Origin of the sequence: Paenalicyclobacillus cellulosilyticus (assembly GCF_014647315.1) — a bacterium.
Classification (GTDB): Bacteria; Bacillota; Bacilli; order Alicyclobacillales; family Alicyclobacillaceae; genus Alicyclobacillus_J; species Alicyclobacillus_J cellulosilyticus.
Genome location: NZ_BMOY01000058.1, coordinates 1 through 10,743 on the forward strand (window position 1 = coordinate 1; position 10,743 = coordinate 10,743).

Below are 10,743 nucleotides of genomic sequence, written 5' to 3' on the forward strand. Positions count from 1 at the left end.
GGGTGCGGGCGCGGGCCAGGCGGGTACCGGTGCGACAGGGGCCGTCGCGCAAGGCGGGCTGACGGTGGCGTCCGTCCTTGGCCCCATCGCCGTCGGCCCGGGCGGGCGGCTCACCGCCGGCGGGCTGCCGCTCGCCGTGCTCGACGCCGCCGGACAAGCCATCCCCGGCATCTACGCGGTGCGCAATCCGGCGTATCAGGGCAGCGGCCTCCTCGCCGCGGACGGCAAGCCGGACTACGACGCCGCGGGCCAGCCGTCGTACCTGTTCGCTGACGCGAACGGGCGCATCGTCGGCCGGCCGGGGGACGCTGCGTGGCAGGGAGCCGCGCTGCGCATCGGATCGGACGTGGACATGGGGGACCACAGCTTCTTCGCCGTCGCCTACAGCTCGAGCGAGGTGCCGGCGGGCGTCGCGCTCACCCGCGACGGCCACCTGTCGCTCAACAGCCAGAACGAGCTGGTCGATGCGGCGGGCCATCCCATCCTGCCGGTGGGCCCGAACGGCCTACCGCTGCCGCAGGCGCGCATCGTCATCAACCCGGCTTACCAGGGCCATGACCTGTTCGCGCCCAACGGAGACCCGGTCTATGACCAGCACGGGCAGCCTTCGTACCGGGTTGTCGGGCCGGGCGGCCAGGTGGTGCCCGGGGCGCGCTTGGGCTTGGTCGACGCGGACGTGACGCGCCTCGTCCCGCTCGGCGAGACGGAGTTCATGGTGGGCGGGACGCTCAACCCGCAGCAGGTGGTCGCCGCGCTGCGCCCGGGGACCGGCCAGTTGGCGCCCGGCAAGCTGGAGCAAAGCAATGTGGATCCCGCCGCCACCATGACGCGGATGCTGGCGGTCATCGCCCAGTACCAGGCGAACCAGGAGGTCATCCGCGCCGAAGATGAAACGCTCGCCAAGGCGGTGCAGGACGTCGGGCACGTGAATGCATAACCCCCGAACGAGGTGGACGCGGGATGCAATCGTTTTGGACGAGTCTGAGTGCGTTGCAGGCCAGCACACAATGGTTGGACAGGATTGGGGACAACGTCGCGAACGTCGACACACCGGGGTTTGCCGCCGAGAGCCAGTCGTTCGCCGACACGCTCACGCAGGTGCTCTCTGCCCAAGCGACGGCCCCGGCCGTGGCGCCCCGCTACACGCCGCCCGGCTGGTGGGGCGGCACGGGGGTGCGGACTGCGGCCGCCGAGTTGCATTTCGACGGCATGCCGCTGGTGCAGACCGGCCAACCGTCCGATCTCGCCCTCACGGGCGATGCCTCCGGCAACGCCTTTTTCGCGGTGCGAAGTGAGGACGGCCGCGTGTTGTATACGCGGGCGGGCGACTTTCACTGGGTGATGGCCGCGGACGGCCGCCTGATGCTGGCCACGGCGGCGGGGCTGCCGGTGCTCGCCACCGACGGCCAGCCGGTTACGGTGGACGCAGGCACGGGAGGGGATGTGCACATCGGGCCCGACGGCACGGTGTACGTCAAAACGCGCGGCGGCGAGATCGCGAGCGGCCAGCGGATCGCCATCGTCGTGGTGGCGGAACCGGACCAGCACCTGCAGGCGGTGGACGGTACCCTGTATGCGCTGCAGCCGGGGGGCGTGGCGCAGGTGGTGAACATGAACGGCAGGCAGGCCGGCGCCGCCGGAGCGGGAGCGGCCAGAGCGGGTGCAGGCGGTACGGCGGGTACGGCGGGCCCTGGTGGTGCTAACGCCATCGGCAATGCGGGGCCGGTCATCGTGCAGGGGGCGCTCAACCAGTCGGCGGTGAACCTCACCGAACAAATGGTCCAACTCGTCACCGCCCAGCGGTTGTTTGACCTCAACGCGGAAGTCCTGCAGCTCTCCAATCGGATGATGCAGACGGCCAACAATATTCGTGCCTGAGCGCCCGTTTCGTGCTATGCTCGTACCATCGCCACCTGCGAGGAGGAAGCCCCATGGACGAGCTGATGTTGCGCCGCGTGTTGGGCGAGATGCTGGATGAACGGCTCACCCCCATCGCCCACGACATCGCCGTGCTGAAGGAAGACGTCGCCGTACTCAAACAAGACGTCGCCGTGCTGAAGGAAGACGTCGCCACGCTCAAGCAGGATGTCGCCGAGTTGAAGGCGGATGTCGCCGACCTGAAACAACGTGTCAGCCTTCTTGAGGAGGACGTGTCCGTGCTCAAGCAGGATGTGGCTCTTCTCAAAGAGGACGTGGCCGTGCTCAAGCAGGACGTGTCCGTTCTCAAGGCGGACGTCGCGGTGCTCAAAGAGGACGTTGCGGTACTCAAAGAGGACGTCGCGGTGCTCAAGGCGGACGTCACGGTGCTCAAAGAGGACGTTGCAGTGCTCAAGGACGACACGACAGACCTGAAATCGCGCGTGTCGCGGTTGGAAGACGATGTGGCGTTGCTGCGCAAGGAATTTTCCATGCAAGAACGTCTGTTGCTGGAAACCAAAGCCGTGGTGCTGCACACGCAGGAAATGGTCACTCAGCTCGTCCACGATACCATTCCGCCCATCAAAAGACGCGTCGAAGACTTAGAGGACGATATGGCGGTCATGCAGCACAAGTTCGAAGCGCACGACGTCGAAATCGGCCGGCTGAAACGTAAGCTCACTGCCAACGCGTAAACCCTCCCCGCCCCCTCCTATTGCGTGCCCTCTTTCGGGAAAGGTATAATTGCCATGAATCGTGGAGGGGGCTGGGAAGTGAATCTCCCGAACACCTTGACCCTGTTTCGGCTCTTGCTCATCCCATTTTACCTCTGGTCGTTCTACAGCACGCCCAGCCCACACAAGGTGGGCGCGCTGTTTGTTTTGCTCGTCGCCGGACTCACCGACATCCTCGACGGATACATCGCCCGCAAGCGCAACGCCCAGACCCAGGCCGGCCAATTGCTGGATCCGCTCGCGGACAAGCTCATGATGGTCGCGGTGCTCTTTTCCCTCATCCAGTCGAACCGGGTACCGTGGGGAGCGGCCGGTCTGCTCGTCTTGCGCGACGCCGCGATGATCCTCGGCGGGGTGTTTTTCTATTTTCAGGGGAAACGCGCCGTGCCGAAGGCGAATTGGTGGGGGAAGACCTCGACCATTCTGTACTATATCACCATCTGTGCCGTGATGTTGGCCTGGCCGGCGCCGTGGGTGGCCGAGTGGCTGCTTTGGATCACCGTGTGTCAGTCGTACTTGGCCACGTTTTTGTATGTCGCGAGCATGCAGATCATCAGCGTCCGCCGGGTCCTGTAGTCCATCCCGCCGGATTTCGCGGTGCGGCCGCCCGCCGTCACGGCTGCGCCGCCGGAACATGTCCACGGTCGCCAGGCGGCCGGTGCCAGATCCGCTGGGCAGATCTTCCGGGCTCTGTCACCCGGATGGACAGCCGGTCCACGGGCAGCCAGCCCAACCGGCGGGCGGTGGGTCCACACCTATGCGAACTCGCCTGTGGGGCGAGGGTATTCATACGATGCTGCACGCGGCGCCTCCGTATGACGGGAGGTGTTGGCAACATCTCCAGCGCGGCGCCGCACCCATTGGGGGCCGCACCTGCTGCAACAGCTGCACCTGCCGCGCCTGCTTCCGCCACCGCACCTGCTGGATTCGCCGCGAATGGAGGAGTTGCGATGACTGATTGGACGCTGCCGCTCTACGCGGAGGACATCCGCCGCATCCTGCCCCATCGCTACCCGTTTCTGTTGGTCGATCGCGTCACGGAGCTCATACCGGGTGAGCGGGTGGCCGGTTACAAGCTGGTCACCGCGAACGAAATGCACTTCGTCGGCCACTTCCCCGATTACCAGGTGATGCCCGGCGTGCTCATCATGGAAGCCATCGCCCAGCTGGGCGGCATCGGCGTCCTTGTGGTGCCCGCGTTTCGCGACAAGCTGCCGATGTTCACCGGCTTGGACGATGTCCGCTTTCGCGGCCAGGTGCGGCCGGGGGACCGGCTCGACATGGAGGTGGTCATCGAACGCCTGCGCGGCACCATGGGCAAGGGCCGCGGTACCGCGCGCGTCGACGGCAAGGTGGTCGCGGAAGGGACCATCCTGTTCGCCCTGGTGGACTCCCACCCCGCGTGACGGGTGCACCCACATCGTTCACCACGCCTCCGCCAGCGCCGCCCGCAGCTTGTACAGCGTCCGCTTGCGCCACGTCCGCACCGTCTCCGCGGAGACGCCGCAGGCGGCGGCCAACTCCATAGGCCCGTACCCTGCCGCCGCGGCCGCCAGCCACAGCCGTTCGCGGTCGCTCAAGCCCGCCGCCCGCACGGTGAGGCGCCAGTCGGCCGCCGCCATCGGGTCCAAGCTTTCCGGCCCGCAACCGCCCGCCCCGGCGGCCATCCTCCCATCCGCCTGCGCGCGTCCGGCCGCGAGCCGCGAGAGCGCCTCCTCGGCCTGTTCCGCTTCCGCATCCTCGCCGCGGCCGGACACGTGCACCACACGGTCGTCGTACCGCCACAGCCGCCGCATCGCCGTCCGCACGTCCCCGCGCACTTTCGCCGTGGCGTAGGCCAAGAACGGCACCCCGTTTGCCGGCTCAAACTCACGCACCGCCAGCCACAGCGCGAGCCACGCCTCCTGCCGCGCGTCCTCCAACGCGACGTCGCGGTAGCGCCGTGCCGCCCCCATTACCAGCGGCTGCAGCGCGGCGAACAGCTGTTCCGCCGCCGCCCGGTCGCCCGCCCGGGCCGCCAGCACCATGGCTGCAAACGGATCGGGCACCGCGCCGCCGCTCGGCCGCCCATGTTCAGGCCGCGCGCCTTGAACTGGCGGGCTGGCGATGTCCGCGGCCAGGTCACTTCCATTCTTTTCTGCGTTTCCCGCGCCGCTTGCCGACAACCTTTTTCCATCACCCATGCTGTGTCTCTCCCTGCGGAGACCGGCCTCCATTCAACTCGCGCGCTGGCCCTAACGTACGCCTGCCGCGCGCCGCCGCGTCTTGGGGAAACGACGGCAAGTCACCGGGCAAAGAGGGGATGATCCCGCCGCGAAGCTTGGGAATCCATGGGTGACTTCGCATCAAGTCATAAACTTCAAATGGTTCCTATTGAACCAATGTCTACGTTTGTGTATGGTAGCTGCAAGAGGTTATAAATTATTCCTGTTGACAATGGGGTGAAGCTGCATGGAGTACCCCACAAATTGGCGCGCCGTCCCAATCTACCCCACGCGGCGCACCTTCCCGCCGCTCGATGCATGGGTGCCGCGGTTGGAAGCGTGGTTGCCGACGTATGTGACAGGTTACGGCAATCTGGTGGACGTCACGCTGGAGAATGGAGATCGGTTTTACATCGGAGTACATACGAAACGGATGTGGGAGATGGTGGCGCGCTACCACCTCATCGACACCGGGGAGCTCAAGCGCCGCTACCGCGAGCTGCACGGGATGTCGCAGAACGTGCCGCTCCCCGTCGCGCCGCGGCGCACGGTGCTCGCGGCGTTCAAGAGCCGTGCCACCTGCCGCGTCGGCTACAAGAACGACGGCGCCATGGGATACATCGCCGTGGCGCGGATTGCCTGCATCGAGGAGGCGGCGGCGGACAGGGTCCACATCCACCTGCGGTCCGGCCGCATTCTCACCCATCTGCCGATGAGCCTGCGCCACTGCCGCAGCCAGGTGATGCGGGCGGAGAACTTCTACCTTCACCTGCTGCGGGAAGGGGTCATTGCCGACGGCGGCTGGCAGCGTCTGTAGGGGCGCGATTTGCCGGTTTGCTTCCCGTCCGCCTCGACGGGTGCTTCGCGGCGCCTGCGGCCCGCCGCGGCGTTACGGGCCCGGCCACACCCCGAAGACGGCCCGGCCGTCCGGCGTCAGGCCGACATACTCGGGCGGCCGCGCGTCCACCGTACACCGTCCGCTGCAGCAGGCCATCACCTGTTCGGTGAACGTCACCACGGCGCCGGCGGGCACGAGGACGGTCATGGCCACGTCTTCGGTAAACGATTTGTCGAGCACCACGTACCCCGCCTGCGCCAGCTCGTACTCCAGCTTGCCGAACTGGGCATAACCGCAGCGCACGTCGACGCGGCACATCCGGCGGCAGGTGAGGAGTTCCGCTGTGTCGATCACGCCTGCCGCGGTGTCGCTGTACGCGCGCACGAGGCCGTTCGCCCCGAGCAGCGTCCCGCCGAAGTAGCGGGTGACGACCAAGAGCGCGTTCGCCAGGCCGCGGCGGCGGATCACCTCGAGGATGGGCCGCCCCGCCGTGCCCGACGGCTCACCGTCGTCGGAAAAGCGCTCGACCGGCACCCCGATGCCCACCGTGTAGGCGTAACAGTTGTGGGTGGCGGTGCGGTGCGCCTCGCGGACGGCCGCCAAGCGCGCCTCCGCCTCCGCGACGGATGTCACCGGGGCCAGGTGGCCGATGAAGCGCGATTTTTTGATCACATGCTCGTACGTGCACGGGCCGGCCGGCGTGATGAACTCCCCGTGGGCGCCGGCGGCGGTTCCAGCGCCCCTCGCGCCATCCGTGCGTGAGCCTCCCATGCCCGAGCCCCCTTTGACCAGCCATCCGGCGGCGTCCGGACGGCAACTGCGAAAACGCATCCTCGCCCAGTGTAACAAATCTCATGCAGTGCGCGTCAGTATAATTAGATAGGTCGACGACCCGAGCGTCGCTGTCTGTCCTCATGTGCGCAGCCCGGCCTGGCCGGCTTGCATCCGCTCCGCCGCGCCGGGGCGAACGTCGAAGCGAGACTGAAGAAAGATCCCTCTGGTCCACGGACGAAAAATGTAGTACACTAACCAATGTACGCGCTGCCTATCCACCGGCAGCCAGGTCATCGACGGGCGGCCCGCGTGGTCACGTTGGCGCGCGTGCCGACAGATTGTGGAGCGCTTCTCCCACTACGAAATTCTCGTTTCGCCTTTACAAGTGCCAAGAGTGCCAGTATAATGGCGAAACGGGACGGCGTCTCTCGATGGCCGCCATGACCGGCCATGTGATCACCGGTTCCGTCTTCGACATTACATATTTTCGTCAGAGAGCGACAGGAGATCTTGTTTTGCTGTCGAATTGGACTGGTGAAAGAGGTTCGCCGAGGGTTTCCTGAAGGGATCCTGCTCAGGCAGCCGCTGGACAACATCAAGCTCGCACTGAAGGGAGGGATGTTGTCCTACGTGAGCGTCTTGGTAGCACTTCGATCCGGTGGTGCGCCCGCCGTGACAACGGACGGGGGGATACACGGCGCGGACACCTATCCGCCGAAGCGCGCGCCAAGATGGCGCACGTGGGGCCATTAGACGCAACACGACGGCAGGTGACTCATCGCCATACCCTCGCTAGGGCAAGAAGTAGTCTGAACACAAGGAGGAGAAGTCGACTTGAAACGGACGCTTACTGGCATTACCGCAGCATCCTTGGTGCTCGGCACCATGGTGCCCATGGCCATGGCGGCAGCGCCCAAGACGACGCCGGGTGTGAGCTATAACCAGCGGTCGTTGACCATTGGCAGCTACTACTCTGCGAGCTTTAAGGGTGTCGCTGCGAAAGACGGCCAGGTCACGACCGAGTTCCTGCCACTCTACTACCTGCAGCAGGGCCTGAAAAAGCTCGGGTACACCGTGAAGTGGAACGGCACCGCAAAGACGCTGAACATCATTCCGCCTTCGACGGTGCGGCCTGACCTGACCAATATCAATGCGGGCCATGGCACCGTGGCGATTCAGATCAACGGGACGACCGTTCAGTACGCTCCGGAAGTGGTCGCGAAGGATCCGGCATCCGGTGTGGCGACCGCGTACGTGCCGATTTACTACCTGAACAAGGTTCTGCAGCGGCTTGGTTTCACGACCAGCTATAACGGGTCTGTGTGGTCCCTGACGCCGAGCGTCCAGAATGTGGTGCCGAAGATCAGCAACATCCAGGTTACGGGCGCTTCGTCTGGCGACGGTTCCGCGACATCTCCGGCCGTTGTCGTCAACGGTGGTACGCTGACCCTGAGCGTGACGCTGACCGATGTGGCGGGCAATCCGCTGCCGGGTACGCAGGTGACCTTCCAGTTCACGCCAACCGGCGCCTCCAGTGCAGGAGCGCTCGTGGTCACGCAGAACGGTCAGCAATTGCCGAACAACGGCAGCGGTGCGTTCGCGGCTTACACGGATGCGCAGGGCAAGGCCACGATTACGGTGCAAGACTCGTCCGGCCAGCTTGATGCGTTCACCGTGAAGGCGCAGGCGCCGTACCAGCTGAACAACACGACGATTTCCACGCCGGCGGCGTACGTCGAGTTTGTGCCGAGCAACGCGGCGGGCATCGCGCCGTACAACCCGAGCTCCGCTCAGCCTTATGCCGCGAACTTTGGCGCATCCGTGCCGGTGACGGTGGCGGTGCCGCAGGTGAACGGTGTGCCGCAGGCGAACGTGGCCGTTCAGTTTACGGTGAATGGTGGTAGTGCGTACTTCACGAACAGCAGCGGAGCCTACCTTGGTCAGACGGTGACGGCTTACACCAACAGCCAGGGTGTCGCCACGGTATGGGTTGCTGACGCCAATGCGGAAGAGGTGGCGGTCACAGCCACGGTGAACAGCGCCTACACCAACTGGAGTGCCACGACGTACATCCAGTGGGGCCAGCTAGGTACGGCAACCCAGATTTCCGGCTTGAGCGTCACCAACCAGAACCCGCTTGCCGGTACGAATGTGACCATTAGCGGTACGGTGGTGGATGCGGCGGGCAATCCGGTGCCGAATGCGCAGCTGTTGTTGTGGGCCGACAAAGGCAGCTATGTGGTGGGAACGACGACTACGAGTTTCCCGAGCGTGAGCATCTCGCAGGGGGTTCCGGCGACCTCGGCCTATGGCGAGGTTATCACGGCCAACGCGAACGGTTACTTCAGCGCGGTCGTGACGGACTCCTCGGCGGAGACGGCGACCTACAGGCTGTATCCTGTCGCCAATGGCGTCGTCAGTCAGAGCTCGCCGATTGCAACTATGACCATCTCGTGGCAGCCTAGCAACACCTTGGCGCACATCACTACTTATACGTTTAAAAACGATAGCCCAGGTTCTGGTGACGCCACGAGTGGCAGCGGCGTCGTGGCTCAGTACGGCCAGCCATCCGCTAACGTGTACTTTGCTCCGGTCAGCAGCACCGGCGCGCTGAAGAGCGGTACGTTCACGTACAACTTGAGCGTGTCCAACGGCGGGAATATCTATGCCATTGATGACGTGCCGTTAGCCAATCCAGTATCGGCTACAACTCTGACCGTGAATGCGACCACGGACGCGAGTGGCAATACCCAGAGTGCAACGATCTCGGTACCGGGCGGCTTTACCTTCGGCGGCACCACGTATAACAGTGTGACGTTGACGAACGGTGGAACGATCCATGTCACGAGCGGAACGCTTTATGCTCCAGCGCCGACTTGGTCGGATGCTGAAGAGTTCGCCGTATCTATTAAAAACGGCAGCAACATTGGCAATACGGTGTTGACGGTGTCGAACGGCTCCATCTCGGCGACGCAGACAATTAATGTCATCGGTGGTGCGCCGGCGAAGATTGCGAATGTGACACCGGTCAGCACGACGCTGCTTGACGGGCAATCGACCACGCTGCAGTTCACGGTTGAGGATTCGAATGGTAACCCGGTGCCGAACACGTCGGTTGCCTTGCAGCTGCAGGCAGACGCTCCGTCCCTGTGGATCACGCAGGTCAACGGACAGACCCTGCAGCAGTCTGAGGTGTTGCAGAGCGGCGGCAATGCTCTTGGTACAGCTGTTGAGCCGACGCCGATTCCGCTGTTCTACTTTACTGGGTTGGGCTACAACAGCGTGACGCTGCCAGGAGTCGTGAGCGCCTCCAAAGTAGGCAATGGCGACGGTAGCCAAACGTCGAACCAACCTCAAGTACTGCATGTCTTCACGGATGCACAGGGTAAGGTGACGCTGACCATCCAGAACGACGACGTGTCGTATTTCGACTCGTCGAAGTCCAGAGTCTCTGCTTACACTACGACGAACAGTGGAATTCTCAACATTGGTTACGGCACAACGACAGACGCAAATGGTAATACTGTGCTTCAATATGTAGAGTTGAGTAGCAACAGCGTGGATAATCCTCAGGCGAAGATTAACTACTAAGATTCGAGCCACGCTGCGTAGGTGCTCGAATGAGAATGGCCGACAGCGAGAGCTGTCGGCCATTCTTTTGAAAATCTGATTGACTGATGATAACCGAAGTTTCAACTTGGATACGCTTGAAACTCTTTCAGTTCTCCGCCTTCGACATACAGAAACCTGCCAGGTGTGGCGGCCGGAATCTTCTCCGCGCCTGGCACTCCGAGCACCGTGCGGGACGCCACTTCGTCATCCAGCCTGCCACAGATGCGGAACACCTGCTGGCGCACCTGGGAACCAAGAATGTCCGCGGTTGGGTACTGGCTTGCCAGCAGAACGGAAATACCCGTCGCACGCGCGGCGAGCGTGAGTCGTTCAATGTACGACTGCGCCTGCGCGCGCACTTCTTTTTCCTGCTTGTCCCTCGTGTCCGCCGAGAACACGGCGAACTCGTCCACCGCAAGCAGGATGCGGGGCACGTCGGCGAACTCGCCTTGCGCCTGCGCGCGGGCGAAGGACGAAACCCCAAGCGACTTGAGTTGCGCCACAGATTCCGCGCCTGATCTTCGGGCAGGGGACGAATTTCGACAGGAATCCAACCTGCGCACAGCGAAATCTTTCGTGACTGATTGATTTGGAGCGGAGGATTTCCAGTTGATTGAGCCTGTGTCCCAGTTCGTTGTAAAAGCCGCGCCCGTATTTGCTGAAC

The 10,743-nt window shown here is 63.9% G+C and carries 9 protein-coding genes and 1 pseudogene; 7 read left to right on the plus strand and 3 right to left on the minus strand.

Going from position 1 to position 10,743, the window contains the following annotated elements; all coding sequences use genetic code 11:
* From IEX97_RS12255 to fabZ, 5 genes are all read left to right on the plus strand, one after another.
* Positions 1-937: flagellar basal body rod C-terminal domain-containing protein (locus IEX97_RS12255; RefSeq protein WP_188883386.1), on the plus strand; the 937-nt coding region annotated here is incomplete at its 5' end.
* Between the two features lie 23 nt (positions 938-960).
* Positions 961-1,878: a flagellar hook-basal body protein gene (locus IEX97_RS12260; protein WP_188883388.1), complete on the plus strand. Its 918-nt coding sequence runs from the start codon at positions 961-963 to the stop codon at positions 1,876-1,878.
* A 53-nt stretch (positions 1,879-1,931) separates the two neighbouring features.
* Positions 1,932-2,612 carry a hypothetical protein gene (locus tag IEX97_RS12265; RefSeq protein WP_188883390.1) on the plus strand — a complete coding sequence of 227 codons (681 nt, stop codon included), beginning with the start codon at positions 1,932-1,934 and terminating at the stop codon, positions 2,610-2,612.
* 78 nt (positions 2,613-2,690) lie between these two features.
* On the plus strand, positions 2,691-3,227 hold the full coding sequence (gene pgsA, locus IEX97_RS12270; protein WP_188883392.1) for a CDP-diacylglycerol--glycerol-3-phosphate 3-phosphatidyltransferase: 537 nt from the start codon (positions 2,691-2,693) through the stop codon (positions 3,225-3,227).
* 374 nt (positions 3,228-3,601) lie between these two features.
* Positions 3,602-4,057 (plus strand): 3-hydroxyacyl-ACP dehydratase FabZ, encoded by a 456-nt coding sequence (gene fabZ, locus IEX97_RS12275; RefSeq protein WP_188883393.1) that lies wholly within the window; start codon positions 3,602-3,604, stop codon positions 4,055-4,057.
* Between the two features lie 18 nt (positions 4,058-4,075).
* Here the strand turns inward: fabZ and IEX97_RS12280 are convergent, their stop codons facing one another.
* On the minus strand, positions 4,076-4,834 hold the full coding sequence (locus IEX97_RS12280; protein WP_188883394.1) for a sigma-70 family RNA polymerase sigma factor: 759 nt from the start codon (positions 4,832-4,834) through the stop codon (positions 4,076-4,078).
* 268 nt (positions 4,835-5,102) lie between these two features.
* Here IEX97_RS12280 and IEX97_RS12285 point away from each other — a divergent pair, with 268 nt between their 5' ends.
* Complete coding sequence (locus IEX97_RS12285; protein ID WP_188883395.1) at positions 5,103-5,672, plus strand: hypothetical protein; 570 nt, start codon at positions 5,103-5,105, stop codon at positions 5,670-5,672.
* A 72-nt stretch (positions 5,673-5,744) separates the two neighbouring features.
* Here the strand turns inward: IEX97_RS12285 and IEX97_RS12290 are convergent, their stop codons facing one another.
* The gene (locus IEX97_RS12290; protein WP_188883396.1) at positions 5,745-6,464 is read right to left on the minus strand and encodes an IMPACT family protein; all 720 of its coding nucleotides are present in this window, start codon (positions 6,462-6,464) and stop codon (positions 5,745-5,747) included.
* A gap of 837 nt (positions 6,465-7,301) precedes the next feature.
* On the opposite strand from IEX97_RS12290, the gene IEX97_RS12295 reads away from it, so the two are divergent.
* Positions 7,302-10,058, plus strand: a complete 2,757-nt coding sequence (locus IEX97_RS12295; protein ID WP_188883398.1) for a beta strand repeat-containing protein — start codon at positions 7,302-7,304, stop codon at positions 10,056-10,058.
* 101 nt (positions 10,059-10,159) lie between these two features.
* Here the strand turns inward: IEX97_RS12295 and IEX97_RS12300 are convergent.
* A pseudogene (locus IEX97_RS12300) lies at positions 10,160-10,743 on the minus strand (hypothetical protein); the annotation flags it as partial.

What these genes read in the sequence shown, in the direction of transcription:
- IEX97_RS12280 (WP_188883394.1), bottom strand. Translation starts at nt 4,834, where the DNA reads ATGGGTGATGGAAAAAGGTTGTCGGCAAGCGGCGCGGGAAACGCAGAA.
- IEX97_RS12285 (WP_188883395.1), top strand. Translation starts at nt 5,103, where the DNA reads ATGGAGTACCCCACAAATTGGCGCGCCGTCCCAATCTACCCCACGCGG.
- IEX97_RS12290 (WP_188883396.1), bottom strand. Translation starts at nt 6,464, where the DNA reads ATGGGAGGCTCACGCACGGATGGCGCGAGGGGCGCTGGAACCGCCGCC.
- IEX97_RS12265 (WP_188883390.1), top strand. Translation starts at nt 1,932, where the DNA reads ATGGACGAGCTGATGTTGCGCCGCGTGTTGGGCGAGATGCTGGATGAA.
- IEX97_RS12260 (WP_188883388.1), top strand. Translation starts at nt 961, where the DNA reads ATGCAATCGTTTTGGACGAGTCTGAGTGCGTTGCAGGCCAGCACACAA.
- fabZ (WP_188883393.1), top strand. Translation starts at nt 3,602, where the DNA reads ATGACTGATTGGACGCTGCCGCTCTACGCGGAGGACATCCGCCGCATC.